Below are 25,778 nucleotides of genomic sequence, written 5' to 3'. Positions count from 1 at the left end.
GTGGCGATCCGCGAACTCGACAGCACGCCGAGCCTGGCCACGCTGTACCCGAAGGCGCTGCTCGGCGGCGTCCTGCGCAAGCCGTCCGGGGATTCGCTGCCGGACACCGAGCTGGTGCGGACGGGCGTCGTCGTCGACCCCGCGCACCTGGCGGCGTACAACACGGTGTGCGGCTTCCGGCTGAGCGACGAGCTGCCGGCGACGTACCCGCACATGCTGGCGTTCCCGCTGCAGATGGCGCTGATGACCGAGCCGGGGTTCCCGTTCCCGCTGCTCGGCATGGTGCACGTGGCCAACCGGATCACCCAGCACCGCGCGCTGCGGGTGAGCGAGCCGCTGACCGTGCGCGTGCGGGCGGAGAACCTGCGCCCGCACGAGAAGGGCCGTCAGTTCGACGTCGTCAGCGAAGCACAGGTCGGCGACGAGACGGTGTGGACGGACGTCAGCACGTACCTGCGTCGCGGCGCGGGCTCGGGCTCTTCTCGGCGGGACCAGCTCGCGCCGCCGACACCGGATGCGATCTGGCGCGTCCCGGGCGACATCGGGCGGCGCTACGCGGAGGTGTCAGGCGACCGCAACCCGATCCACCTGCACCCGCTGACGGCCCGCCTGTTCGGCTTCCCGCGCGCGATCGCGCACGGGATGTGGACGAAGGCCCACGCACTGGCCGCGTTCGAAGGCCGGCTGCCGGAGGCGTTCACCGTCGACGTCCGCTTCAAGCAGCCGGTGCTGCTGCCGGCCAAGGCGGGCTTCACGTCGTGGTCCGTGGACGACGGCTGGGCCTTCGAGCTGTGGAGCAAGTCGAAGCCGCACCTCGAGGGGACGATCAGCTCACTCTGACGGCTTCCAGACCGCGCCCTCGATGAGGTCGTTGAAGCCGAGCCAGACGAGGTTCATCAGCCAGGACGCCAGGACGCCGTCGGAGATGTCGGGGTGGTCGAGGGCCCAGTCGGCCAGCGACTCGGCCGCCCCGACCAGGGCCGCGGACAGGCCTTCGCCGGAGAACTCGGCCTGCTCGCCGACGCCCTTGCGGGTGCCGGCGGACACCACGAGCGCGGCGACGAGCTGGATCGCGCGCACCCGCATGTCGGTGACCTCCGCGGCGAAGGCCCCGCCGACGGTGAGGGCCTGACGGTGCAGGACCGTCCACGACTCGCGGTACTCGGCGACGAAGCGGTAGAACGACCGCAGGCCGTGCCAGAGCTGCATGTCCGGCGGCAGGTCGGGCTGCACGCCGGCCTGGATGGCCTCGAGCAGGCGCGTCGCCTCGCGGCGGATGCACGCGCCGAAGAGGTCTTCCTTCGAGCCGAGGTAGGTGTAGATCATCGGTTTCGAGACGCCGGCGACGTCGGAGATCTCGTCCATCGACGCGGCGTGGTAGCCGTGCCGCGAGAAGACCTGGACGGCCGCGTCCAGGATCTGCCGCTCGCGCACCGCACGCGGCAGCCGCCTGGCCCGTTCGGGCGGACGCTGATCTTCCTCTGACACGCTCGACCTCCTCGTTGCTGCCCGGAGACGGTACCGGTCGTTGCCACGCGCGGGTGATTTCGGCACGCTTGCCCGCCTACCTACTGGCGGGTAGTATTACTCTTGGGTAACTGGAGAGGGGTGACCATGGCCGAAAACGCCGGGATGACCAGCGCTGATCGGATCGCGGACCTCCGCGGGGCAGCGCTGCTCGACGCACTGGAGCGGCTCGACCCGCTGGGCCCCGAGGCCCACGCCCTCAACGTCAACGAACTCGCGCTCGACCCCGGCGACCTCCGCAAGGACGACTTCCGGCGGCTCCTGAACGCCCTGCTGAGGCTGGCCGAGCGCGCCCCGGCGTTCGACCTGAGCAAGGTCGAGCCGGCCCGCTTCGCGTCCCTGGTGGCTTCGGCGTCGCGCGCGCAGCTGGAGAGCGTCGTCGCCGACCGCCCGCTGCGAGAGCGCGTGCTGGACGAGATCTTCGCCCGCATGGGCGCGCACATCAGGCCTGACCGCGCCCGTGACCTCCAGGCGGTGGTCCACTGGCGCCTGTCGGGCGGAGCCGGCGAAGGCGGCTTCGACCGCTACGAGACGGCGATCTCGCACGGAGCCTGCACGGTGAGCCGCGTGATGAAGGGCCGCCCCCGCGTGACGATCACGATCGCCCCGGCCGACTTCTTCCGGCTCATCACCCATCAGGCAACACCGGCGGTGTTGTTCGTCACGGGGAGGATAAAGGTCAAGGGCGACTTGGCCTTCGCGGCCGGGTTGATCGGATTCTTCGACCTCCCCCACCCCGTATAGTCCGTCTCCGTGCCCCGAAACGCGAAATGGCGCCTACCCCGGCCCCGCACTCTTCGAGGCGGTCACGTGGTGAACGCGTTCGCGGAGAAGCTGGTCATCGATCGCCTGACGCCCGCGCAGTTCACCCAGGTCCTGGAAACCCTGCACATGCTGGGCGAAGCGGGAGCGGGCATCGAGCTGAGCTCCCTGTCGACGGACGTCCTGGTGGACGTGGTCCGCCGCGCATCCCGCGACCAGCTGAAGGCGATCGCGGACCACCCGGAGCTGCGTGCGGTGTTCTTGGACGAGATATTCCGCCGGATGTCGGAGCATTTCTCACCGACGCGGGCGCGTCACGTGGATTTCGTCGTTTCTTGGCGCTTTTCCGAGGGCTCCGGCGAGGACGGTTTCGACCGATTCCAGACAGTGATCGAGGACGGCGTCTGCGTTTCTTCGACGGACTTGTCCCGCACCCCGGACACCACGATCACGCTGTCAGTGGACGACTTCATCCGGATGGCCACGGGCAACGCGGCAGTGGCGGCGATGTTCGTGACGGGCCGGGTGAAGGTGAAGGGCGAGTACGCGCCGGCGGTGCGGTTTTCGAGCTACTTCGACATCCCCAAGCCATCCGTGGACTAGTCGCAGTTCACGGGGATTTCAGCTACCCCCGCATCCGGGCTGTAGGCGAATGCTTACGGAGGAGTGTATGGCGCAGTTGGCAGTCGATTTTTCGTTTGCGAACTGACAAATACGCGCCGTCGACCGGCCGTGCTCGCAACATCGCGGACGAAATGGCCAAGAAGGTCGCGACCTCAACGCGATGCGGACGCAACTTAACGACTGGCCGATCAGCGGCATCAAGGAAGCCATCGCAATCGACAAACAAGGTAAAATACTCCACCTTTACCCCTGACGCGAGGACTCGCTCGAATGGCTATCTCTTACGATCTCGAAATGGCGACATCATCGTCGCCGGAGCAAGTCGCACGCGCACTGCTCGACGTCGGCCGCGCGTTGAAGCTCTTCGGGACGACCTGGTCCGGCTATCCGGCGGTCTGCTGGACAGAATCACCGGCGATGCGCTGCTGTCCGGCATGGACACGATCTGGCTCATGCGCCGCGGCAGCGAATTGACGCTGAACACACGAGGCGACATCTGGTCTGAGCGCCGCCTCGCCGCGCTGCACCAGCCTCACCGGCGGGAAACCCTGACCTTCTCCGAGAAGTAAACCGAAGAACGCTTGATACTCAGCGGCGTTCCCGGACCGCCGTGATGACGCGGTCGGTAGCGACCTCCACCGTCTCGTGCTCCCAGATCCGGACGGCGAGCCATCCGGCGTCACTGAGTCGCGCGTCGGTGTCGGCGTCCCGTCTGCGGTTCGTCTCGATCTTCTCGCGCCAGAATTCCGCGTTGTTCTTCGGCCACGTTGCGTGCTCCGGACAGCCGTGCCAGAAGCATCCGTCCACGAAGACCGCCACGCGGGCGGGGCCGAACACGAGGTCTGCCTCGCGGCGTACGCCTTTGACCGGTCGGCGGTGCACCCGGTAGCGGAAGCCCGCGCTGTGCAGGGCCTTGCGCAGCGCCATCTCGATCCCGGTGTTCCGGGACTTCTGCTTGCTCATCCGGATGCGCACGGCGGAAGTGGTCTTCAAACGCTCCACGCGCACATTCTGGCAAGGTTTCGTGCCCCCGGCCGATCGCGGCTAGTTCTCCACGATCCGGCCCTCGATCACCGTCGGCTGCTCCCGCCGCCGAGGCTCCTCGGTGGACACCACCTCGCTGTCCACCACCATCACCGGCCCCCGCCGCTGGTTGGCGAACCGGACCGCTCGCTTCTCCATCCGCTTCAACCACAGCCGTCGCGCTACTGCGCGTGAAGGCGGCAGGATCAGCAGCAACCCCAGCACGTCGCTCACGAACCCGGGCACCAGGATCAGCACCCCACCGAGCCCGACCAGCATCCCGTCGGTCAGTTCCTTCTCCGCCGGGCGTCCCGAGCGGGCTGCCGATGTGAATGCCCTCATCGCCTTGCCGCCCTCGCGGCGGGCCAGCCAGGAGCCCAGGAACGCGCCCGCCAGGAGGAGGCCCAGCGTGCCGAGCACGCCGACGGCCGAACCCACCGCCCAGATCGCGGCGATTTCGGCGAAGACGTAAAGCAGGAACGCGACAGCCATACCCTCTCAACGAACAACCTGTCCGATTTGCTCCCGGTACCGCCTGATCAGCGCAGCAACGTCGCCACCATCGACCGCAGGGCCGCCGCCAGGCGGTCCGTCTCGCCGGTCTTCAAAAACCGCCTCATCAGGTCGCTGTGCAACGACCCCAGCAACAGGTGCGCCACCAGGTCGGCGTCGAGCGCAGGCGACGCCGAAGCGATCAACCCCGACACGTGCGCGTGCCACGACACGTAGATCGGGCTGTTCAGCCGGTCCGTCGACGCCTGCTCGAACGCCGCCATCACCTTGACGTTCTTCGAAGCCAGCTCCACCACCGCGTCGAAGAACGCCGCCAGGCGCTCGGCCGCCGGTGCGCCCGGGCCCAGTGGGGGCGGGCCCGACGAAATGGCTTCGGACAGCGCCTGGACCCGGGACTCCACCAGGGCGCGCATCAGGCCTTCGCGGTTGCCGAAGCGGTGGAACACCGTGCCCTTGCCGACGCCGGCCGCGGCTGCGACGCGGTCCATCGACACCTCCGAGAGGTCGTGCGACGCCAGCAACTCCTCCGTCGCGCGCAGGATCGCCCGGCGGTTCCGAGCCGCGTCGGCGCGCTCCATGGGGACTCCTCGACAAGTTGACCGTCGGTCCATATAGTAGGCGACCGTAAGTTGACCGATGGTCCAGTTAGGGTGACAGATGCGAGCAGTGGTGCAGCACGGCACGGGTGGCCCGGAAGTGCTCGAGGTGGCGGACCGGCCCGAACCGACGCGGAAACCCGGCGAAGTGCTGGTGCGGACCGAGGCGATCGGGGTGCCGTTCTACGAGACCCAGCTGCGGTCCGGGCTGATCCCGGCCGGGCCGGCGCCGGCGGTCTTCGGGCACGAGGCCGCCGGGATCGTCGTCGAGGCCGACGACGAAACCCTGCTCGGGCGCCGGGTGGTCACCATGTCCTTCACCGGCGGCGCGTACGCCGAAGTCGTCGCCGCGAGCCAGTACACGCTCGTGCCCGACACCGTCACGCCCGAGCAGGCAGTGGCCGCTGCTGTTCCGGCCTCCGTGGCGCTCGCCTTGATGCACACCGCGGACGTCGAAGCAGGCGAGACCGTGCTGGTCGAAGCCGTGTCCGGGGCGATCGGCGGGTACTTGGCCCGGCTCGCCGAACGAAGAGGCGCTCGAGTCGTGGCCACGGCCGGCAAGGGGAAAGCCGACATCGACCACCACGACCCGGACTGGCGCCAGAAGGTGCCCGAGGGCGTCGACGTCGTCTTCGAGTCGATCGGTGGCCCGCGCGCCGCCGAGCTTCTCGCGAAGCTCGCGCCGCACGGCCGGATCCTCGCCTACGGCCTGCTCAGCGGCGAATTTCCCACGTTCCCCGTCGCCGGCCTCATCGCGCGCGGGATCACCCTGATCGGCTTCGGCGGACCGGACGCCTACGGGAAGCGGGTCGCGGCCGTCCGCGCCGAGGCACTCGGCCTCGTCGCGGACGGCACGCTGACCCCCGTGCTCGACCGGACCTACGCCCTCGCCGACGTCGCCGCCGCGCACGCGCGCGTCGAGAGCCGTGAAGGCGTCGGCAAGGTCGTGCTCATCCCCTAGCCCGGCACCTCGTCCAGGTACGCCTGCGCCTGCAGGGTGAACAGGTCCGCGTACCCGGCCTTCGCCGCCATCAGCTCCTCGTGCGTGCCGTACTCCGCGACCTTTCCGTGGTCCAGCAACAGGATCCGCTCGGCCTGCCGGACCGTCGAGAACCGGTGCGAGATGTACAGCGTCGTCCGGCCCTCGGACAGCTCACGCAGGCGTGAGAACAGGTCGTGCTCGGCTTGGGCGTCCAACGCCGACGTCGGCTCGTCGAGGATCAACAGCGGCGCTTCCCGCTGGAACGCCCTGGCCAGCGCGATCTTCTGCCACTCACCGCCGGACAGGCTGACGCCCTGGTCGAACCAGCGGCCCAGCGGGCTGTCGTACCCCTGGGGCAGCCGCTCGATGCGCTCGTCCGCTCCGGCGCGGCGGGCCGAGTCCTCGATGTGCGGGCGATCTTCCAGTCGCGCAAGGTCGCCCAGGCCGATGTTCTCCGCCGCCGTTCCCTGGTACGTCACGTAGTCCTGGAACATCGCGCTGATCCTCGTGCGCAGCTCGTCCGGGTCGTACTCGCGGATGTCGACGCCGTCGAGCAGGATGCGGCCGTCCGTCGGGTCGTACAGCCGGCAGAGGAGCTTGAACAGCGTCGACTTGCCCGCGCCGTTGCGGCCCACCACCGCCACCGTCTCGCCCGGACGGATCTCGAAGCTGACGTCCTCCAGCGCCGGCTCCTCCGCACCAGGGTACGCGAAGGTGACCGAGTCGAACTCGATGTGACCGTCCACTTCGGAGGGGAAGGGGCGCGGCGAGGAGGGCGCCGTGATTTCCGGCTTCGTGTCCAGGAAGCGGTACAGCGTGTCCAGGTACAGGTTGTTCTCGTACATCCCCGAAAAGGCCGTGAACAGCCCGGACACCGACGTCTGCACGGACGTCGCCGCGGCCGTGTACAACGCCAGGTCACCCAGCGTCAGCCGGCCGCCGACCGCCTCCAGGGCGATGTACAACGCGATCGCCGACCCCGCGAACGTGCTCAGCAGGCCCCAGGACGTCGAACTGATGTTGCGGTTGATGGTCAGCTTCCGCTGCCGCTCGTACGAGACCACGCCGAGCCGGCGGAACCGGTCGACGAAGTACGGGCCGAGCCCGAACAGCTTCGTCTCCTTGGCGTAGGTGTCCGTGGTGACCAGCGACGACAGGTAATCCATCCGCCGCTTGATCGGAGACATCAGGAACGTCAGCCAGAACGCGCGCGAGCCGTACTTGGACTGCGAGATGAACGCCGGGATCGGCGCCACCAGCGCGACCAGGGCCAGCAGCGGGCTGATCGAAACGAGCAGCGCGACCATGCTGCCGAACGTGATCAGCGTCCGCACGAGCCCCAGCGCGGAGTTCATCATCGACAGCGGCCGCGTCGGCGCCTCCTGCGCGGCTTGGCGCAGCATGTCGTAGGACGTGGAGCCCTCGAAGTACGCGAGGTGCAGTTCGCTCGCGTGCGCCATCACCTGGTGGCGGATGGTCAGCGTCATGCGTTCCTGCAGCAGCGACTGGGCGATCGACGTCAGCGCGCTGCTGATCGCGGTCGCGGCGAGCACGCCGAACTGGAACAGCGCGACGTTCACGATGTCGCCCGTGGTGCCGCGGTGCTGGATCGCCGCGACGACGGAGTCGAGCAGCAGCTTCGCGATGTACGCGGTCGCGGTCGGCAGGAGCCCGGACAGCAGCGTGATCAGCGCCAGGAGGATCGTCAGGACGGGACTCGCCTGCCACGTCAGCCTCACGACCTTCGGCAGGCCGCGGACCGTGCCCGCGACGGACGTCTTCGCGCGCTTCAGCCGGGACCGCAGGTCCTTCGGCTGGTCGTCCTGCTTCGGTTCGGGAATGTCGACGGGCCCGGTGAGCCCGCTCTCCGGCACTGTCACGGCGTGCCGCCGCCGGCCGCGCCGGGCCATCATGAACTCCATGCCGCCCCCACCGCCCGGAATCACTGAGCCTCCACCGCGCCGTGCAGGAAGACGTCGACCACCTGGCGCGTGGTGGGCGCGTCGCCGTCCGCCGCCATCGGGCGGCCGCCGAAGAGCAGGGCCAGGAACAGCGCGGCGAGCTGCTCGGGCGGCAGCCGCAGCCGGTCCTTCTCGGGGGCGAACAGGTCGACCATCGCGCCGCGCATCGCGTTCATCGACTCGCGGCGGCCGCCTTTCCAGGTCTTGCGGTCGTTGTGCGGCTGCTCCGGGTCGCGGCGACGAAGCCTGCCGGACGCGTGCAGGGCGCCCATCAGCGCACCCATCCGCTCGAGGTGGGCGCTGAGCGCTTCGGCGGCCTCGACGAGCCGCTCCTCCAGCGGCTGGTCCAGGGGGATGTCGGCGATGGCGTCGAGCACGTGGTCGGGCCGCAGCGCCTCGGCGGTGCAGGCGTCGAAGAGCTCGTCCTTGTCCTTGAACGCGCGGAAGATGGTGCCCTCGCCGATGCCGGCGGCGCGGGCGATCTGGCTGGTGGTCACGTTGGTGCCGTGCTCCATCAGGAGCGGCAGCACCGCGTGCACGATCATGGCGCGCCGGGCTTCGACGCTCATGCCCGGCGCTCTTCGCCGGGTTTCGGGTGCTGGTGTCATGCCTCCAGTGTGCGGAGTGAGTGCTCACTCCGTCAAGCGAGTATACGTTGGGCCCATGGGTGTGGTCTGGGCGATGGTGTTCCCGATGCTGGTCGTGCTGCTGTTCTTGCTGGCCGTGCTCGAGGTCTGGGGCCGCCGGTTCCTGCCGTGGCACCGCCGCGGCGACGGCCCCCGCATGGCGAGCGCGGTCGCGACCGAAGAGGTCGAAGCGATCCTCGGCGGCACGAAGCAGCATGAGCTCGAGCAGCGCCAGGTCCAGCTGATGCTGGTCGACGACGAGGCCGACGGCGCCCCGCCGCGCACCCACGTCGACCTCGACGCCGGGAAGATCGTCTTCCGGAAGTAAGTGAGGGCCGCCCGAAGGCGGCCCTCACCTGCGTGAACTCAGTAGGTCATGGCCATCGCCGGGTCGGCAAGCAACGCGCCGACGTCGGCGAGGAACTCCGAGCCCTGCTGGCCGTCGACCACGCGGTGGTCGAAGCTCAGGGACAGCTGGAGGACCTTGCGGACCTTGATCTCGCCGTCCACCACCCACGGCTGGTCCTTGATCGCGCCGAGGCACAGGATCGCGGACTCGCCCGGGTTGATGATCGGCGTTCCGGTGTCGACGCCGAACACGCCCACGTTCGTGATCGTGAACGTGCCGTTCGCCATGTCCGCCGGCGACGTCTTGCCCTCGCGGGCGACATCGGTGAGCGCCGTCAACGCCTGAGCCAGCTCCTTGAGCGACATCGAGTCGGCGTCACGGACCTTCGGCACGATCAGGCCGCGGGGCGTCGCCGCCGCGATCCCGAGGTGCACGTAGTCCTTGTAGACGATCTCCTGCGCCTGCTCGTCCCAGACCGCGTTGACGTCCGGAGTGCGCTTCGCCGCCAGGCACACGGCCTTCGCGGCGAACGTCAGCGGCGTGACCTTGACGCCGGCGAACTCCCGCGACTTCTTCAGCTTCTCGCGGAACTCCATCATCGGCGTGACGTCGATGGTCAGGAACTCCGTGACGTGCGGAGCGGTGTACGCGCTCTGCACCATCGCGGCCGCGGTCATCTTCTGGACGCCCTTGACCGGCACGCGCCGCTCGCGGGTCTTCGGGTCGTAACCGGTGTCCACAGTGGACGCAGCTGGCGCGGCGACGGCCGAGCCGTTGGCCGCCCGCTCGACGTCCTCGCGGGTGATCACGCCACCGTCGGCGCTACCGGTCAGCGCGTGCAGGTCGACGCCGAGGTCCTTGGCCAGCTTCCGCACCGGCGGCTTCGCCAGCGGGACGTATCCGCCACGCGGAGCCGCCACGGGAGCCGCGGCGACCGGAGCAGGCGCCGGAGGAGCGGCGACAGCGGCCGCCGGAGCAGCCCCCTTCCGGGCCCGCCGCTGCGTGACTACCGTCTTCGAGCCGTAGCCGACCAGCGGCTTCATCTCTTCTTCTTCAACGGGAGCCGGCGCGGCGGCAGCAGGCGCGGGCGCGGGCGCGGCCGAACCACCCGGGTCGACGTCGATGGTGAGGATCGGCGTGCCGACCTCCACCGTCTGCCCCGGCTCGACGTGCAGCTCCGTGACGACCCCGGCCCACGGGATCGGCAGCTCGACGGCGGCCTTCGCGGTCTCGATCTCGACCACGATCTGGTTCACCGTCACGGTGTCGCCCGGCTTCACGTGCCAGGACAGGATGTCGGCTTCGGTCAGCCCCTCCGCCGTGTCGGCCAGGGGGAATTGTTTGTACGTGGGCATTGCGCGGATGTCCCCCTTACCAGGCGAGCGAGCGGTCGACGGTGTGCAGCACCCGGTCCAGGTCGGGGAGGTAGTGCTCCTCGAGCTTGGCCGGCGGGTACGGCGTGTCGAACCCGGTCACCCGGAGGACGGGTGCCTCCAGCGAGTAGAAGCACTCCTGCTGGACGCGCGCGGCGATCTCCGACGTCAGCGACGACTCCGACGGCGCCTCCGAGAGCGCGATCAGCCGTCCGGTCTTGCGCACCGACTCGAACACCGGGCCGAGGTCCAGCGGCGAGAGCGTGCGCAGGTCGATGACCTCGAGCGACTTGCCTTCGTCCTCGGCCGCGGCGGCCGCGTCGAGGGCGACCTTCACCGACGGGCCGTACGCGACGACCGTCGCCGTCGTGCCTTCGCGCACGACCTGCGATGAGAAGCACGAGACCGGCGTCCCGGCGACGTCGATCTCCGCGCGCAGCGCACCCGAGTGGTACAGCCGCTTCGGCTCGAAGAACAGGATCGGGTCATCCGACTTGATCGCTTCCTGGATGCCCCAGTAGGCGTCGACGGCGTTCGAAATGGACACGACCTTGAGGCCGGGGATGTGCGCGAACAGCGACTCCGGCGACTCCGAGTGGTGCTCGACAGCGCCGATCCCGCCGCCGAAGGGCACCCGGATCACGACCGGCATCTTGATCTTGCCCTGCGTCCGGTAGTGCAGCTTCGCCAGCTGCGAGGAAATCTGGTCGAAGCCGGGGAAGATGAAGCCCTCGAACTGGATCTCGCACACCGGCCGGAAGCCGCGCACGGCCAGGCCGACCGCGGTGCCGATGATCCCGGACTCCGCCAGCGGCGTGTCCAGCACGCGCTGCTCGCCGAAGTCCTTCTGCAGGCCGTCGGTGATCCGGAAGACGCCGCCGAGCTTGCCGACGTCCTCCCCCATGATCAGGACCTTCGGGTCTTCTTCCATCGCGCGGCGCAGGCCGAGGTTGAGCGCCTTGCCGATGGTGAGTTTCTGGAGGTCGGTCATCAGTGCTCACCCGCCGATACGAAGCCGTCGAGGTAGGACAGGAACTCTTCGCGCTGCGCGTCCAGCACCGGGTTGCCCTCGGCGTAGACGTTGCTGAAGATCCGCTCCGGCGGTGGCTCCGGCATGTTGAACGTGTACTCGCGCAGGTCGGCGGCGAACGCGTCGGCGTCGGCCTGGACGCTGTCGAAGTAGTCGTGGTCGGCGTAGCCGTTGCGGGCCAGGTACGCGCGGACGCGCTCGATCGGGTCCTTGAGCTTCCACTCCTCCAGCTCGTCGGAGAGCCGGTAGCGGGTGGGGTCGTCGGTCGTCGTGTGCGCGTCCATCCGGTAGGTGAACGCCTCGATCAGCACCGGGCCGTTGCCGTGCCGGCACTCGTCGAGCGCCCAGCGGGACACCGCCAGGCAGGCCAGGACGTCGTTGCCGTCGACGCGGATGCCGGGGAAGCCGTAGCCGCGGGCGCGCTGGTACAGCGGCAGGCGCGACTGGCGTTCGGTCGGCTCGGAGATCGCCCACTGGTTGTTCTGGCAGAAGAACACGAGCGGCGCGTCGTAGACCGCGGCCCAGACGAATCCTTCGTGGACGTCACCCTGCGAAGTAGCGCCGTCACCGAAGTAGCAGATCGTCGCTTCGCCGTCGTCCTCCCCGACCTTGCCCTCGAACTTCTGGCCCATCGCGTAACCGGCGGCGTTGAGCACCTGGTTGCCGATCACGATGGTGTACGGGTGGAAGCCGTGGCCCTGGTAGTCCCAGCCGCTGTGGTCGGTGCACCGGAAGATGCCCAGCAGGTCCTTCATGTCGACCCCGCGCGCGTACGCGACGCCGTGCTCGCGGTAGCTGGGGAACGCCATGTCGTTCGCCTTGAGGGCGCGGCCGGAGCCGATCTGCGCGGCCTCCTGGCCGAGCAGCGGGACCCAGATGCCGAGCTGGCCCTGGCGCTGCATGGCGTTCGCCTCGCGGTCGGCCCGCCGGACCAGCACCATGTCGCGGTACAGGCCGCGGAGTGCTTCGGCGTCGACGTCCTCGACGTACTTGTCGAACTGGGGCGAGGGAACCCGTTCGCCTTCGGGGGTGAGCAGCTGAGTCAGCTCAGCGCCACCTTCGCTGGTCGCTCGCAATCCGGCGATCACCTGTTCGGGGGAGGGCTGGGCCGCGACCGCGGCGGGGCCGTCTCCAGGCTCCGGGTGCGTCCACTGTTCGGACGGCATGCGCTGTACTCCTCGGTGTCGGTGCCTCTGGCGGCCGCTTGTGGCGACCACAGCGACTGCACCGGCGGGGACCAGCGCATCGGGTCCGAAGCGCTCGGTCACCGTCGGCGTTGACGGTTCTCGCCGACATCCTGGCACGAAGGTCCGCGCTTTGGTGAGTCACGGATACTGATTTGTTGCTGAGAAAGGGGTCCTGAACAGGGGAAACGCTAGGAAGCCCGAGCATCGGACCTGCGAGAGTCGGGTGCCGGTCGCCGTGCTCACCAGGCGTGGCGTGATCGTGTGATCGCGTGATCACCCGCGTGTGCGACGCCGTTGTGATGTGCCGCACGCTCTCCCCCGCGTGGCACGATGGGCCACGTGGAGCAGAAATCCGTGCGTGAATCCGTCGTGTCGTCGTGGACCAACGACGTCATCCCGAGTCTGTCCGGGCTGGTGGCGATCCCCGCCTTGTCCCCGGCCTTCGACGCCGAATGGGCGAAGAGCGGCCACCTCGCCGCCGCCGTCGACCACGTCCGCGAGTGGATCGCCGGGCGTGACCTGCCCGGCGCCACCCTCGAGGTCGTCCGGCTCGGAGACCGGACCCCGCTGTTGCTCGTCGACGTCCCGGCGACCCCGGGCGCGGCGGACAAGGGCACCGTCCTGATGTACGGCCACCTGGACAAGCAGCCCCCGGTGGGCGGCTGGTCCGAGGGCCTCGACCCGTGGACCCCGGTGATCCGCGACGGCCGCCTGTATGGCCGCGGGTCCGTCGACGACGGCTACTCCGGCTACTCGGCGACGACGGCGATCGAGGCCGTGCTCGCCGCCGGCGGCGAGCACGCCCGCGTCGTGCTGCTCCTGGAGACCGGCGAGGAGTCCGGCAGCCCGGACCTGCCCGCCTACGTCGAGCACCTGGCCGACCGCATCGGCCACGTCTCGCTGGTGGTCTGCCTCGACGCCGGCGGCAGCGACTACGAGCGGTTGTGGCTGGTCACGAGCCTGCGCGGGATGCTGCACCTCGACGTCACGGTGCAGCTGCTGGGTTCGGCGCAGCACTCCGGCATCGCGAGCGGTGTCGTCGCGAGCTCGTTCCGGATCCTGCGGCACCTGATCGAACGCCTCGAGGACAGCGCGACCGGCGAACTGCTGCTGGACGAGCTCAAGGTCGACGTCCCGGCGAACCGGCTCTCGGAGCTCAAGGCCGTCTCACAGGACTTCCCGGAGGCGCTGTCGAAGGCGTTCCCGCTGGTCGAAGGCGGGCGCGTGATCACGGAGGACGCGCTGGAGCTGATGCTCAACAACGCGTGGCGCCCGACGCTGTCGGTGATCGGGGCCGACGGCTTCCCGAAGCCCGCCGACGCCGGGAACGTCCTGCGCGAGAGCACCACCCTGACGCTGAGCTTCCGCCTGCCGCCGACGGCCGACGCCGAGAAGGCGCTCGAAGCCGTGAAGCGCGTCCTGACCACCGACGTCCCGTACGGGGCGAAGGTGACGCTCGGCTCTCCGCAGGCGGAGAGCGGCTGGAACGCGCCGACCGAATCGCCGTGGCTGACGACGGCCCTGCGCACGGTCAGCGACGAGGTCTTCGGCCGTCCCCACCGCGCGACCGGCATGGGCGGCTCGATCCCGTTCATGGGCCTGCTCTCGCGGAAGTACCCGGACGCGCAGTTCCTGGTCACCGGGGCGTGCGGGGCCGACTCGAACATCCACGTGCCGGACGAGTGGCTGCACCTGGACTACGCGCAGCAGGTCACCGAGGCCGTCGCGCACATCCTGGACGCCCACGCGCGCGGCTAACCGCAGGCCTCGCGCAAGGTCGCGGCGGCCGTCTCCAGGTAGGCCGGGAACTCCTGCTTCCCGCCTTCGTCGATCCAGCGGTCGAAGGCGTCGCCGAAGACGATCGCCGCGACCTGCGCCGCCGGTTTCGCCAGCTCGGGCGGTGTTCCCCGGCGTTCCAGGGCGTCCTGGATCGCGGCCGTGATCGCCGCGCCCTTGCTCCGCTCGCGTTCGCGGAGTTCGGCGCTCGAAGCGATCACGGCCCGGCGTTCCGGCGACGGGTCGACGAGCCGCGTGACCCGGGTGCCGACCTCGACGAGCGCGCCGAGGGCCGTGCGAAGCGGCGACTCCGCCTCTTCGGCGGCGAGGACGGCTTCGGCGACCGCGAGCGGTAGCTGCTCCGCGCCGGCGAAGAGGACTTCGCGCTTGTCGGGGAAGTAGCGGAAGTACGAGCGGCGCGTGATCCCGGCGCGCTCGGCGATCTGCGTGATCGTCACGGCGTCGTACCCGTGCTCGGCGAACAGCTCCAGCGCGGCTTTCCGCAGCCGGTCCGCGGTCCCGGGATCCCATCTGGCCACGCCCCAGCCTAACTGATGTCTCAGTGTGTCATCACGTGCTAGGGTCAGTAACGACACACTGAGACATCACTGGAGGCCGACATGGAGATCTGGGTGCTGGGAGCCTTGGGCCGCACGGGCCGAGGTATCACCGCTGAGCTGGCCGCTAGGGGCCTGCCGCCCGTGCTGGTCGGGCGCGACCGGGAACGCTTGGCGGCGACCGGCTCGAAGTTCGTCGTCGCCGACGGCGTCGAGGCCATCGCCGCGGAGATCCGGCGGCAGCGGCCGACTGTCGTCGTCAACACGATCGGCGAGTACGCCGCCACGGCCGAGACGATCGCGCGGGCGTGCCTGCCCGGTGGCCACTACGTCGACATGGCCGCGGACCTCGCCGCCGTTTCGCGGCTGCTCGACCTGCACGAGGAGGCCCTGGCCGGTGGCAGCACCTTCGTGACCGGCGCCGGCTTCGGCGTCCTGGCCACGGAATCCGTCGTGGCGAAGCTGTGCGAAGGACGCGACACCCCGAGCCGTGTGCAGGTCGACGCGCTGGCGTCCGTCGCCATCGAAGCAGGAGCCGTGGGGGTCGCGTTGGCCGCCAGCGTCGTGGACGGCCTCACCACGGCCAGGCCCGGCGCTGCCCCGAGGACCATCGCCCTGCCGGACGGCGAGTCGGTGCGGGCGGCGGGCCTTCCCACCGGTGAGCTGATCGCCGCCCAGCGCGCATCCGGCGCGCCGGACGTCACGGTCACCTCCGCGCTGGCGCCGGCCGCTCCGGTGGTCCGGGCGCTCCTGCCCCTGCTCGGCCGGGTGGTGTCGATCCCGGTCGTGCGCCGGTTCGCGGTCGGGCGGCTGGCCAGGGTGACGACGAAGGCCGCGCCACGCCCTCGCACGCACTCCTGGGGCCACGCCGTCGTCACCTGGCCGGACGGCACGACGCGCGAAGGCTGGCTCCGCGCCGGCGAGGGCATGGACTTCACCACGGCGGTCGTGGCCGAAGTCGTGGCTCGCCTGGCCCGCGGCGAGGGCAAACCCGGCGCGCACACCCCGGCGTCGGCCCTCGGCGCGGAAGTCGCCGAAGCGGCGGGCGGGACCTTCCTGCTCTAGCCGAGCCGGGTCAGCTGGACCGAAACGTCCAAAGTGGATTGACCACCGCCGGTGAAGATGCCCTTCAACGGCGCCACGTCGGCGTAGTCCCGGCCCATCGCCACCCACACGTGCCGCGGCCCGACCGGGATCGCGTTCGTCGGGTCGTACGCCCACCACCCGCCGGTCCAGACGTCGACCCACGCGTGGGACTCGCCCTCGACCACCTCGCCGAGCTTCGCGTCCGGTTTCGTGTGCAGGTAGCCGGACACGTACCGCGCCGGGACGCCGATCGCCCGCAGCATCACCAGGGTCACGTGCGCGAAGTCCTGGCACACGCCTTCCCGCGCCTGCCAGGCGTCCGTCGCGGTCGAGTGGACGCCCGTGGTGCCGGGCTGGTACTTGAGCTGCTTGTTCACCCACTCGCACACCGCCAGCACCGCGTCCGCCGGGTCCAGGCCGCGGCGCAGCGCGCGGGCTTCACGCGCCAAGGCGAGGTCGCGCGGGGTGTAGTCGGTCGGGGTCAGGTACTCGGTGCGGTGGTCGACGACCGTCTCCGAACGCAAGTCCTTCCACGACGCCGTCCGGATCGGTTCCGCCTCGTCCGCCGTCTCGACCACCGAGGTCGCCAGCACCGTGAACTCCGTGTGCGGCGCGTGGAGGTCGAACGACGTCACGACCGTGCCCCAGTAGTCCGTGTACCGGTACGCGCGGGTGGCCGGGGCCGTTTCGATGCGGGTCGCCACCGTCGTCTGGCGGCGGTCCGAGCGCGGGGTCAGCCGGGCCTCGTTGTACGACTGCGTCGCCGGTGTCGCGTACCGGTACCCGGTCCGGTGCGCCACCCGCAGCTGCCACGTCACAGCGAAACCTCCGCGCCGCTCCACGCCACCCACGGCGACGTGCTGAAGTACTGCATCGACACCGCTTCGCCGATCTCCTTGATCGACGTCTGCAACGCACCGAGCCGCCGGGGGAGGTCGGTGAGCAGCTCCGACGGGCGGAGGAACTCCAGTTCGCTGCGGGCCCGGCCGAGCTCGCGCAGGGCTTCGGACTTCTCGTTGGTGCGCGCGCCGCCGCCGGGGTCGAGCCGCTGCAGGCACTCCTCGGCCTGCCGCAGCGCGTGGAACACCGAGCGCGGGAACAGCGTGTCCCGCAACAGGAACTGCACGACGCGGCCGGCGTCCAGCGCACCCCGGTAGGTGCGCAGGTAGGTGTCCTGCGCGCCGGCCGAGCGCAGCACGGTGATCCAGCCCGGCGAGGATGCGCGGTCCGCGACCCGGGACAGCAGCAGCCGCACCACCATGTCGGCGCGTTCGATCGAGCGGCCCAGCACCATGAACAGCCAGCCGTCGTCCCGGCTCATCGTCGAGTCGGCCAGCCCGGCGAACATCGCCGCGCGCTCCTCGACGAAGGACAGGAACGCGTGCGGCCCGGCGCGCCGGGCGTAGCGCTGCCGGTCGGGCACCGCGTTCCAGGTCGCGTTCAGGCATTCCCACAGCTCGGTCGAGACGACTTCGCGCGCGCCGCGGGTGTTCTCGCGCGCCGAGTTGATCGAGCCGACGATCGACGCGGGGTTGTCCTTCCCGTACGCCACCAGCTCGGTCAGCTTCCACACGTCCAGTGACTCCGCGCCCGCCGGGTCGATGCCCAGGACGGCCAGGAGCTGGCGGCTCGCGTGGTCCGGGTCGACGGTCGCGTCTTCCAACAGCTGGTGGACCGAGACGTTGAGGATCCGGGAGGTGTCGTCGGCGCGTTCGACGTACCGGCCGATCCAGTACAGCGACTCCGCGTTGCGTGCGAGCATGCGAACCTCCCTAGCCCTGTTGCTGCTGCTGTTGCTGCTGCTGGGACGTCGTCAGCTCGGGCCCCTGCTCGGTGACCAGCCCATCCACAGTGGACATAGCACCGAGTGCGGGTTGCTCCAGCTCGCGTTCGGCCGTGGACGCGCGGGACGCCAGCACCCAGGTGTCCTTCGAGCCACCGCCCTGCGAAGAGTTGACGACCAGGCTGCCCTCCGGCAGCGCCACCCGGGTCAGGCCGCCGGGGAGCACGAAGATCTCCTTGCCGTCGTTGACGGCGAACGGCCGCAGGTCGACGTGCCGCGGCGCGAGCCGGTCGCCCACCTTGGCCGGCACGGTCGAGAGCTGGACCACCGGCTGCGCGATCCAGCCGCGCCGGTGCGCGCGGACCTTGCGCCGCAGCGTGTCCAGCTCCTTCTTCGTCGCCTCCGGGCCGAACACGATCCCGTAGCCGCCGGAGCCCTCGACCGGCTTGATGACCAGCTCGTCGAGGTGGGCCATGACGTGGTCGAACTCGTCCGGCAGCCAGCAGCGGAAGGTGTCCACATTGGGCAGCAGCGGCTTTTCGTTCAGGTAGTACTTCACCATCTCCGGCACGTAGGTGTAGACGAGCTTGTCGTCGCCGACGCCGTTGCCGATCGCGTTCGCGATCACGACGTTGCCCGCCCGGGCCGCGTTCTGGACGCCGGCGACGCCGAGCACGGAGTCCGGCCGGTAGTGCACGGGATCGAGGAACTCGTCGTCGATCCGCCGGTAGATGACGTCGACCTGGCGCTCGCCCTCGGTGGTCCGCAGGTAGACGACGTTGTCGCGGCAGAACATGTCGCGGCCTTCGACGAGCTCGACACCCATCAGCCGCGCCAGCAGCGAGTGCTCGAAGTACGCCGAGTTGTGGATGCCGGGGGTGAGCACGACGACCGTCGGGTCGGCGACGTTCGCCGCGGCCGCCGCGCGCAGCGCCCGGAGCAGGTGTGACGCGTAGTCACCGACCGGGCGCACGCGGTGCTGGGCGAACAGGTCCGGGAACACCCGGGCCATCGTGCGCCGGTTCTCCATCACGTACGACACCCCGGACGGGTTGCGGAGGTTGTCCTCCAGCACCCGGAACGTGCCCTCTTCGTCCCGCACGAGGTCCACACCGGACACGTGGAGGCGCACGCCGTTCGGCGGGGTGATGCCGAACGCCTCCCGCTGGAAGTGCGCGCAGGTGGTGATCAGCCGCCGCGGCAGCACGCCGTCGCGCAGGATCTGCCGGTCGCCGTAGACGTCCGCGAGGAACGCCTCGAGCGCGCGGACGCGCTGGGCGACACCGCGTTCGAGCTTCGTCCACTCGGCGGCCTGGATCACCCGCGGGACGAGGTCCAGCGGGAACGGCCGCTCCTGCCCGGACAGCGAGAACGTGATGCCCTGGTCGACCATCGCCCGGTCCAGCGCGAGCGACCGCGAGTTCAGGTCGTGCGCGTCGAGGGCCGCGATCGATTCGTACAGCGCCCGGTACGGGCCGCGGACCGTGCCGTCGGCGGCGAACATCTCGTCGTACGCGCCGGCGTGCGGCCGCGCCGGCGAGAGGTACCCCTCGAACCGGTCTCCCGGACGGGTGATCCGGCTGGTCGCCGCCGTCCTCGCGCGTCGACCGGACGGGGGCAGCCGCGGCGGGGTGGCGTTCATGGTCGACATCCTTACCCACGCCCCGGGGTGGGCGCGATACCCGCGGTGCGACGCGCGCCGTCGTAAACATCGCCGTAACTTCACAGTGCTGTGCTTTGGTATGGATGAGTGGCAATATGCGTGCTCTCACGAACTGAGAACTACGAGGAGTGACGACGTGGCCCGAGGAACCCAGCTCAAGGCGATCGCCCTGCTGCCTGCGTTCGCCCTGGTCGGCTTGACCGTGGCGTGCGGAGCGGGAGGGAGTGGCGCGGGCGACGTCAAGCCCAGCAGCTCCGCCGCTGCCCCGGGCGCCGGCGGTGACTTGGGCGCGGTCGCCAAGGACGACAAGCTGGCGGCCATGGTGCCGGACGCGGTCAAGACGGACGGCAAGATCCTGGTCGGCCAGGACCAGAGCTACCCGCCGAACGAGTTCCAAGACGAGTCCGGCAAGGTCACCGGCTTCGACGTGGACCTCGGCACCGCGATCGGGCAGAAGCTCGGCCTGAAGATGGAGTTCCAGAACTCCGCCTTCGACGGGATCATCCCGGGCATCCAGGCCGGCAAGTACGAACTGGCGATGTCGTCGTTCAGCGTCAAGGCCGAACGGCTCCAGATCGTCGACATGGTCAGCTACTACAAGGCGGGGACGTCGCTCGGCGTGCTCAAGGGCAACCCCGACAAGCTGAACGTCGACGACCTGTGCGGCAAGAAGATCGGCGTGCAGAAGGGCACCACGCAGGTCGACGACCTGCAGACCCGCTCGCAGAAGTGCACCTCGGCGGGCAAGCCGGCGATCGACGTCACCCAGCTGCAGGCGCAGACCGACGTGAACCTCGCGCTCACCGCGAAGCGGGTGCAGGGCGAGCTGGCCGACTCCCCGGTCGTCGACTACGCGGTCAAGCAGACGAACGGGCAGCTGGAGGTCGTCGGTGAGCCGTACGACACGGCGCCCTACGGCATCATCCTGAAGAAGGACAGCGGCGACTACGGCAAGGCGGTCCAGTCGGCGGTCCAGGCCCTGATCGACGACGGCACCTACAAGAAGATCCTCGACAAGTGGGGTCTGTCGGCGGCCGGCGCGGTCACCAAGTCGGAACTCAACCCGGCGGCGTCCTGAGCCGGCTAGAGAGGGCTTAGCCAGTGTCCAGTTCTTCCGACGCGCCTCCCGATGAGCGGGAGGCCGTCGACACCAAACCCATCAAGGCCGTCCCGGTGCGCCACTACGGGCGCTGGGTGGCCGGGGTGGTCGTCCTCTTCATCGCCTTCATCGTCGTTCGCAGCATCGTCACGAACGACAACTTCGCCTGGCCCGTCGTCTGGGACTACATGTTCAACGACCGCGTGCTGCGCGGTCTTCAGAACACCCTGATCCTGACCGTGATCTCGATGCTCATCGGCATCGTGGGCGGGGTCCTGCTGGCGGTGATGCGGCTGTCGCCGAACCCGCTGACCAAGGGCGCCGCCGGCATCTACATCTGGCTGTTCCGCGGCACCCCGCTGATCACGCAGCTGGTGTTCTGGAACTTCCTCGCGTTCGCCTACCCGCGGCTCGGCCTGGGGATCCCCTTCGGGCCCGAGTTCGTTTCGTGGGGCACGAACGACCTGATCAACCAGTTCACGGCGTCACTGCTCGGCCTCGGGCTGAACGAGGCCGCGTACATGGCGGAGATCGTGCGCGGTGGTATCCAGTCGATCGACAGCGGCCAGCTGGAGGCGGCGTCCGCGCTCGGCATGAAGCGGACGACCACGTTGCGGCGCATCGTGCTGCCGCAGGCGATGCGGGTGATCGTGCCGCCCACCGGCAACGAGACGATCGCGATGCTCAAGACCACGTCACTGGTGGTCGCGATCGGCTACTACGAGCTGATGGTCGCGGTCCAGACCATCTACGCGCAGAACTTCAAGACGATCCCGCTGCTGCTCACCGCGGTGATCTGGTACCTGTTCATGACGTCGATCCTGACCGTCATCCAGCTCCAGATCGAGAAGTACTTCGCCCGGGGTACCTCGCAGGGCGTCGTCCAGCGGCGAGGCTGGGCGACGAGGTTGTTCAGCCGGGGTGGAGGAAACGTCACATGACCCCCGTGGTGTCCGCCCAGAAGATCTACAAGAGCTTCGGCAGCGTCGACGTCCTCAAGGGCATCGACCTCGAGGTGCACGAGCGGGAGGTGCTCTGCCTGATCGGGCCGTCCGGCTCGGGCAAGTCGACGCTGCTGCGCTGCATCAACCACCTGGAGAAGATCGACGCCGGCCGGCTCTACGTCGACGGCGTGCTCGTCGGCTACCGGCAGCGCGGCGACAAGCTGCACGAGCTGCGCGAGAACGAGGTCGCGTTCCAGCGCAAGGACATCGGCATGGTGTTCCAGCGCTTCAACCTCTTCCCGCACATGACGGCGCTCGAAAACATCATGGAGGCGCCGGTCCAGGTCCGGCGCGAGCCGAAGGCCCAGGTGCGGGAGCGCGCGCTGGAGCTGCTGGACCGCGTCGGCCTAGCGGACAAGGCGAAGAACTACCCCGCGCAGCTGTCCGGCGGGCAGCAGCAGCGCGTCGCGATCGCCCGGGCGCTGGCGATGCAGCCGAAGCTGATGCTGTTCGACGAGCCGACGTCCGCGCTGGACCCGGAGCTCGTCGGCGACGTCCTGGGCGTGATGAAGCAGCTCGCCAAGGACGGCATGACCATGGTCGTCGTCACGCACGAGATGCAGTTCGCGCGCGAGGTGGCCGACAAGGTCCTGTTCATGGACGGCGGGGTCGTCGTCGAGGAGGGACCACCCGAGCAGGTCATCGGGAGCCCGCGCGAGGAGCGGACCCAATCGTTCCTCGCCCGGGTGCTGAATCCCAACGCCTGACGATCTTGCGGCGGAAACGGTGTTCCGGCACCGTTTCCGCCGTTTTTTCGCTACCTTGAAGGGGGGTGAGGGAGGGGGCAGCTCATGACGACCGAAAGCGTGCTGCCGCCGCTGGACCCCTTCGCGGGCATCCCGGACCGCCGCTACGAGGTCAAGGCCTCCGAACTGCTCAAACCCGGCAACGCGGGCCTGATGCGCTGGCGGCGTCAGGCCACGAACGCCCCGATCGTCTACGTCGAGGACGCCTACATCACCGGGACGCTGGACCTGCGGGCCGCGGACCTGAAGTACCTGTTCCGGTTCGAGCGCTGCCGGTTCGAGCAGCCGCCGGACGTGCGCGAGGCGAACCTGCTCGGGCTCGTGTTCCGCAAGTGCTGGCTGCCCGGGCTCAAGGCCCGCAACATGCGCAGCCGCAACGACGTCCGGCTGATCCGCAGCGTCGTGCAGGTCGACGGGGACCGGCGGGAGATCGAAGAGACGACCGTGCAGCGCGGCGACGACCGCGAACGCGGCATGCCGAACGCCGCGGTCAACCTGACCGACGCGGTGATCGAGGGCTCGATGGTGCTCACCCGCACCGTCATCTCCCACCCGCACGGCAAGGCGATCCAGGCCGACCGGCTCGTGCTGACCGGCGCGCTGCTGGCTTACCGGATGGTCGCGAACGGCGAAGTCCGGCTCCCCGGTGTGCGGACCGGCGGTAACGTGAATTTCTCGGGCGCCACGCTGAACAACCCGGACGGCTTCGCGCTCAACGGCAACGGCCTGCACATCGGCGGCAGCCTGCTGTGCGAAGTCGACAACTACGGGCCGGCCAGCCAGCGCAAGCGGTTCTCCGCCACCGGGATCATGTACCTGCCGAGCGCCACGGTGGACAGTGACATCTCGCTGCGCGAGGCCAAGCTGACGGTGTCCCAGCACGGGCCGATCGCCGTCGACGCGTGGAAGTCCAACGACCCGTACATCGACCCCCGGCCGGCGCTGGTCGCCGACCGGATGCGCGTCGACGGGAACGTCGAGCTGTCGGACGGCCTGCAGGCACTGGGCACGCTGCGCATGGTGAACGCCCGGATCGGCGGCTCGCTGCGGCTGGCCGGCGCCGAGATCCGGGTCGAGCGCGGCAAGACGGTGCCGTACTACGACCGCGCGCTGCACCTCGACGGCACCGAGATCGGCGGCGACATCGAGGCGACGAGCCTGCGCGTCCCGGCGGGACAGCTGCGCCTGGCCGACGTCACCGTCGGCGGCAACTTCCTGGCCTGGAACTCGATGTTCCGCCACCCCGACCGGGACGTCTTCTCCGCCCGCCGGTCGAAGATCGCGGGCAACTTCCAGCTCACCGACGCCACCATCCACGGCACGCTGCGCCTGCAGGGTGTGGACGTCGGCGGCAGCATCAACCTGGCGGGCACCCGGCTGACGGACCCGGGCCGCCGCGCGACCAGCAGTTATTCCCTCGACGTCCGCACCGGCCGGGTCGGCCGCGACCTGACGCTCCGGGACAACAACGGCCGCCCGTTCGTGGCCGAAGGCGGCGTCAACCTCGACGGCGCCCAGGTCGCCCGGCGCGTGGACCTGCGCGGATCCCAGCTCGGTTCGCTACCGCCGTTCGGCGTGGCCCTCGACGCGGGTGACGTCGCCTCGGACGAGTTCATCCTGACCCCGAGCAGCCCACCGACGGGCCGGATCGTGCTGCGCAGAGCCCACTGCGGAACGCTGAGCGACAACGAGCAGTTCTGGGCGGCCTCCGACGGCATCGAGCTGGAGGACTTCCGCTACGACGCGCTCAAGAAGGGCATCCCCCTCGCCGACGACAAGGCGCTGGACGACCGCATCGAGCTCCTGCGCAGCGCGATGCGCGGTTACCGGCCAGGTCCGTACGACCAGCTGGCGCACATGCTCCGCGCGGCGGGAAACGAAGAGCACGCCTCGACGGTGGCCCTGCGCAAGCAGCAGTTCCGCTACGAGGCGCTGGCGCGCGGCTTCAAGTTCTTCGGCCCGGGAGTGCGGCTGTGGAGCTGGCTCCAGCGCTCGATGGTCGGCTACGGCTACCGCCCGGTCCGCGCGCTCGGCTGGCTCCTGACGCTGCTGGTCCTGGGCAGCCTGTGGTTCGGCTTGGGCACCGACGACTGCGTTCACGACAAGTCCGGCCGCTTCGTGGCGAGCGGCCCCCGCTGCGTGGTGAACCAGCAGGACACGGGGCTGCAGTGGAACCCGGTGATCTACACGGCGGACCTGCTGGTCCCGATCGTGGACTTCGGCAACAAGTCGAGGTGGTACATGCACGGCCCGGACAACTGGGTGGCGGCGGGCTTCACGGCCTCGGGCTGGATCCTCGCGACCACCGTGGCGGCCGGCGTGAGCCGCATGCTGCGCCGGGAGAACTGAGCCGGGCCCGGCTCGAGACCCCCAAACCAGCCCCCACCCTCTCCCGGGGGGCGTCCCCAGGTCCAGTCTACCGGCGGGGTCCGACAAGCCCGGCCGTAACAGCGTTTCCGGCCCTGGCTGTCCACATCACCCTCCCGTCATCCACAGCCGGGTATCCGGCGGTCAGTGACCTCGGCAAGCGGGCCTCCGTCGGTGCGAAGTTCCGCGGTCGCAACCGGCGCGGGTTCCGGCGGTGGAGCACGCTGTCCACCATCACCGACGCCGAGCCCGGGCGGCGGTTCGGCTTCGAGGTCACCTCGGTCGCGGGATTGCCCGTCGCGCGCTGGCAGTACGACTTCGAACCCGCCCGCGACGGGTGTGTCGTCGTCGAAAGCATGTGGGAGCGGCGGCCGGGGTGGTTCAAGGTCGCGAGCTCGACCGTGACCGGGGTCTGGGACCGCGAACAGGCCAACACCGCCAACATCGCCGCCACCCTGGCCCGGCTGAAGCGGGCCGCCGAAGCTAGTCGATGAAGCGGGACCAGAACGGGATGTAGCGGGGGCCGTCCGGTGGGGCCGTGCTGATCCCGCCCGTCGCGAACTCGCGGTGCAGGTAATCGCGCAGGTCACTGCCGTAGACGATGATGTCCGTCTGGTACACCGACAGCACCGGGTAGCCCACCGTGCCGGCCAGGCCGGGCAGATATCGGTGCCCGCACACCGGCACCAGCTGCGGCACGTCGGCCAGGCGCCGCCGGGCTTCGCGGACGGCGTCCTCCGGGCCGACCGGGCGCGTGCCCCAGTCCGGCAGCCAGAAGCCGTTGTGCTCGACGTCGTACAGCACGCCGTCGACCGGCCATGCCAAACGTTTGCGCAGCTGCTCGGCGTTGCCGCAGCGCCAGTCGGGCCAGCGGTCGCCGATCGGGACGCCGGCGGCCAGGAACGTCCGGTGGTCCGCGGCGAAGCGGAAGCCGAACCGGCGCTCGACGTCGTCGAGCTCGGTTTCGCTCAGCCCGGGACGCACGGGTTCCCGGAGGTTCTCCTGCAGGTGCCGCGCCTCCTCCGGAGTGAGGGCGCCGGCCGGTTGGACGGGGGTCATGGCCCGAGCCTAAGCGGCGGCTCACCCGCCCGCGCGTCCTTTTTCGCGCCGACCTGGGAGGTCCACTACGAGGTGAGTTTGTTCT

Annotated in this window: 26 protein-coding genes and 1 pseudogene; 13 read left to right on the top strand and 14 right to left on the bottom strand. The window is 69.7% G+C overall.

Going from position 1 to position 25,778, the window contains the following annotated elements; all coding sequences use genetic code 11:
• Entirely contained in the window at nt 1-840 is an 840-nt protein-coding gene (locus QRY02_RS36855; RefSeq protein ID WP_285987384.1) for a MaoC/PaaZ C-terminal domain-containing protein, read from the top strand.
• On the opposite strand, the gene QRY02_RS36850 is transcribed toward QRY02_RS36855, so the two are convergent.
• On the bottom strand, nt 832-1,488 hold the full coding sequence (locus QRY02_RS36850; protein WP_103340895.1) for a TetR/AcrR family transcriptional regulator: 657 nt from the start codon (nt 1,486-1,488) through the stop codon (nt 832-834). The two genes, QRY02_RS36855 and QRY02_RS36850, sit on opposite strands and share 9 nt — an antisense overlap.
• A gap of 126 nt (nt 1,489-1,614) precedes the next feature.
• Between QRY02_RS36850 and QRY02_RS36845 the strand changes: the two genes are divergently transcribed.
• The 3 genes from QRY02_RS36845 to QRY02_RS36835 all read left to right on the top strand — a co-directional run bounded on the left by QRY02_RS36845 (nt 1,615) and on the right by QRY02_RS36835 (nt 3,482).
• Complete coding sequence (locus QRY02_RS36845; RefSeq protein ID WP_285987383.1) at nt 1,615-2,271, top strand: SCP2 sterol-binding domain-containing protein; 657 nt, start codon at nt 1,615-1,617, stop codon at nt 2,269-2,271.
• Nucleotides 2,272-2,340: 69 nt separating this feature from the next.
• Nucleotides 2,341-2,892 (top strand): SCP2 sterol-binding domain-containing protein, encoded by a 552-nt coding sequence (locus QRY02_RS36840; protein WP_285994026.1) that lies wholly within the window; start codon nt 2,341-2,343, stop codon nt 2,890-2,892.
• A 152-nt stretch (nt 2,893-3,044) separates the two neighbouring features.
• Nucleotides 3,045-3,482 (top strand): SitI3 family protein, encoded by a 438-nt coding sequence (locus QRY02_RS36835; protein ID WP_285987382.1) that lies wholly within the window; start codon nt 3,045-3,047, stop codon nt 3,480-3,482.
• Between the two features lie 19 nt (nt 3,483-3,501).
• Here the strand turns inward: QRY02_RS36835 and QRY02_RS36830 are convergent, their stop codons facing one another.
• The 3 genes from QRY02_RS36830 to QRY02_RS36820 all read right to left on the bottom strand — a co-directional run bounded on the left by QRY02_RS36830 (nt 3,502) and on the right by QRY02_RS36820 (nt 5,027).
• Nucleotides 3,502-3,876 carry a very short patch repair endonuclease gene (locus QRY02_RS36830; protein WP_285994025.1) on the bottom strand — a complete coding sequence of 125 codons (375 nt, stop codon included), beginning with the start codon at nt 3,874-3,876 and terminating at the stop codon, nt 3,502-3,504.
• 81 nt (nt 3,877-3,957) lie between these two features.
• Complete coding sequence (locus QRY02_RS36825) at nt 3,958-4,428, bottom strand: FxsA family protein (protein WP_285987381.1); 471 nt, start codon at nt 4,426-4,428, stop codon at nt 3,958-3,960.
• 47 nt (nt 4,429-4,475) lie between these two features.
• Nucleotides 4,476-5,027, bottom strand: coding sequence for a TetR/AcrR family transcriptional regulator (locus QRY02_RS36820; protein WP_285987380.1), 552 nt, complete (start codon nt 5,025-5,027; stop codon nt 4,476-4,478).
• Between the two features lie 79 nt (nt 5,028-5,106).
• Between QRY02_RS36820 and QRY02_RS36815 the strand changes: the two genes are divergently transcribed.
• Nucleotides 5,107-6,006, top strand: a complete 900-nt coding sequence (locus QRY02_RS36815) for a quinone oxidoreductase family protein (protein ID WP_285987379.1) — start codon at nt 5,107-5,109, stop codon at nt 6,004-6,006.
• Here QRY02_RS36815 and QRY02_RS36810 read toward each other — a convergent pair.
• Entirely contained in the window at nt 6,003-7,949 is a 1,947-nt protein-coding gene (locus QRY02_RS36810) for an ABC transporter ATP-binding protein (RefSeq protein WP_285987378.1), read from the bottom strand. The genes QRY02_RS36815 and QRY02_RS36810 overlap by 4 nt on opposite strands.
• Nucleotides 7,950-7,969: 20 nt before the next feature.
• Nucleotides 7,970-8,557: a TetR/AcrR family transcriptional regulator gene (locus QRY02_RS36805; RefSeq protein ID WP_285994024.1), complete on the bottom strand. Its 588-nt coding sequence runs from the start codon at nt 8,555-8,557 to the stop codon at nt 7,970-7,972.
• 94 nt (nt 8,558-8,651) lie between these two features.
• Between QRY02_RS36805 and QRY02_RS36800 the strand changes: the two genes are divergently transcribed.
• Nucleotides 8,652-8,942, top strand: coding sequence for a DUF6191 domain-containing protein (locus QRY02_RS36800; protein WP_285987377.1), 291 nt, complete (start codon nt 8,652-8,654; stop codon nt 8,940-8,942).
• A 38-nt stretch (nt 8,943-8,980) separates the two neighbouring features.
• On the opposite strand, the gene QRY02_RS36795 is transcribed toward QRY02_RS36800, so the two are convergent.
• From QRY02_RS36795 to pdhA, 3 genes are read right to left on the bottom strand one after another with little or no spacing between them, the layout of a single operon-like run.
• On the bottom strand, nt 8,981-10,318 hold the full coding sequence (locus QRY02_RS36795) for a dihydrolipoamide acetyltransferase family protein (RefSeq protein ID WP_285987376.1): 1,338 nt from the start codon (nt 10,316-10,318) through the stop codon (nt 8,981-8,983).
• A gap of 16 nt (nt 10,319-10,334) precedes the next feature.
• Nucleotides 10,335-11,327, bottom strand: a complete 993-nt coding sequence (locus tag QRY02_RS36790) for an alpha-ketoacid dehydrogenase subunit beta (RefSeq protein WP_285987375.1) — start codon at nt 11,325-11,327, stop codon at nt 10,335-10,337.
• The gene (pdhA, locus tag QRY02_RS36785; protein ID WP_285987374.1) at nt 11,327-12,532 is read right to left on the bottom strand and encodes a pyruvate dehydrogenase (acetyl-transferring) E1 component subunit alpha; all 1,206 of its coding nucleotides are present in this window, start codon (nt 12,530-12,532) and stop codon (nt 11,327-11,329) included. The genes QRY02_RS36790 and pdhA overlap by 1 nt, the downstream gene beginning before the upstream one ends.
• Nucleotides 12,533-12,892: 360 nt before the next feature.
• Here pdhA and QRY02_RS36780 point away from each other — a divergent pair, with 360 nt between their 5' ends.
• A complete protein-coding gene (locus tag QRY02_RS36780; protein ID WP_285987373.1) occupies nt 12,893-14,311 on the top strand; it encodes a M20/M25/M40 family metallo-hydrolase in 1,419 nt (472 codons plus the stop codon).
• On the opposite strand, the gene QRY02_RS36775 is transcribed toward QRY02_RS36780, so the two are convergent.
• Nucleotides 14,308-14,868, bottom strand: coding sequence for a TetR/AcrR family transcriptional regulator (locus QRY02_RS36775; protein WP_285987372.1), 561 nt, complete (start codon nt 14,866-14,868; stop codon nt 14,308-14,310). The two genes, QRY02_RS36780 and QRY02_RS36775, sit on opposite strands and share 4 nt — an antisense overlap.
• Nucleotides 14,869-14,949: 81 nt before the next feature.
• Here QRY02_RS36775 and QRY02_RS36770 point away from each other — a divergent pair, with 81 nt between their 5' ends.
• Nucleotides 14,950-15,951, top strand: coding sequence for a saccharopine dehydrogenase family protein (locus QRY02_RS36770; RefSeq protein WP_285987371.1), 1,002 nt, complete (start codon nt 14,950-14,952; stop codon nt 15,949-15,951).
• Here QRY02_RS36770 and QRY02_RS36765 read toward each other — a convergent pair.
• The 3 genes from QRY02_RS36765 to QRY02_RS36755 are packed head-to-tail and all read right to left on the bottom strand — an operon-like array spanning nt 15,948 to nt 19,406.
• Nucleotides 15,948-16,790 carry a transglutaminase family protein gene (locus QRY02_RS36765; RefSeq protein ID WP_285987370.1) on the bottom strand — a complete coding sequence of 281 codons (843 nt, stop codon included), beginning with the start codon at nt 16,788-16,790 and terminating at the stop codon, nt 15,948-15,950. The two genes, QRY02_RS36770 and QRY02_RS36765, sit on opposite strands and share 4 nt — an antisense overlap.
• Entirely contained in the window at nt 16,787-17,734 is a 948-nt protein-coding gene (locus QRY02_RS36760) for an alpha-E domain-containing protein (protein ID WP_285987369.1), read from the bottom strand. Before QRY02_RS36760 ends, QRY02_RS36765 begins: the two co-directional genes overlap by 4 nt.
• Nucleotides 17,735-17,744: 10 nt before the next feature.
• Nucleotides 17,745-19,406, bottom strand: coding sequence for a circularly permuted type 2 ATP-grasp protein (locus QRY02_RS36755; protein ID WP_285987368.1), 1,662 nt, complete (start codon nt 19,404-19,406; stop codon nt 17,745-17,747).
• A 181-nt stretch (nt 19,407-19,587) separates the two neighbouring features.
• On the opposite strand from QRY02_RS36755, the gene QRY02_RS36750 reads away from it, so the two are divergent.
• The 5 genes and pseudogenes from QRY02_RS36750 to QRY02_RS36730 all read left to right on the top strand — a co-directional run.
• Complete coding sequence (locus QRY02_RS36750) at nt 19,588-20,496, top strand: ABC transporter substrate-binding protein (RefSeq protein ID WP_502874291.1); 909 nt, start codon at nt 19,588-19,590, stop codon at nt 20,494-20,496.
• 23 nt (nt 20,497-20,519) lie between these two features.
• Nucleotides 20,520-21,458 (top strand): amino acid ABC transporter permease, encoded by a 939-nt coding sequence (locus tag QRY02_RS36745; protein ID WP_285987366.1) that lies wholly within the window; start codon nt 20,520-20,522, stop codon nt 21,456-21,458.
• Entirely contained in the window at nt 21,455-22,228 is a 774-nt protein-coding gene (locus tag QRY02_RS36740; RefSeq protein WP_285987365.1) for an amino acid ABC transporter ATP-binding protein, read from the top strand. The genes QRY02_RS36745 and QRY02_RS36740 overlap by 4 nt, the downstream gene beginning before the upstream one ends.
• Nucleotides 22,229-22,312: 84 nt before the next feature.
• Nucleotides 22,313-24,616: an oxidoreductase gene (locus QRY02_RS36735; protein ID WP_285987364.1), complete on the top strand. Its 2,304-nt coding sequence runs from the start codon at nt 22,313-22,315 to the stop codon at nt 24,614-24,616.
• A gap of 185 nt (nt 24,617-24,801) precedes the next feature.
• Nucleotides 24,802-25,128: pseudogene (locus QRY02_RS36730) on the top strand (SRPBCC family protein); the annotation flags it as partial.
• Here QRY02_RS36730 and QRY02_RS36725 read toward each other — a convergent pair.
• Entirely contained in the window at nt 25,118-25,693 is a 576-nt protein-coding gene (locus QRY02_RS36725; protein ID WP_285987363.1) for a hypothetical protein, read from the bottom strand. The pseudogene QRY02_RS36730 and the gene QRY02_RS36725 sit on opposite strands and share 11 nt — an antisense overlap.
• Nucleotides 25,694-25,778: the final 85 nt, after the last annotated feature.

Source organism: Amycolatopsis sp. DG1A-15b (assembly GCF_030285645.1).
In the GTDB taxonomy this organism is placed as follows: domain Bacteria; phylum Actinomycetota; class Actinomycetes; order Mycobacteriales; family Pseudonocardiaceae; genus Amycolatopsis.
The sequence above is the reverse complement of the archived record's forward strand: the minus strand, read 5'-3'. Positions and strand labels throughout refer to the sequence as shown.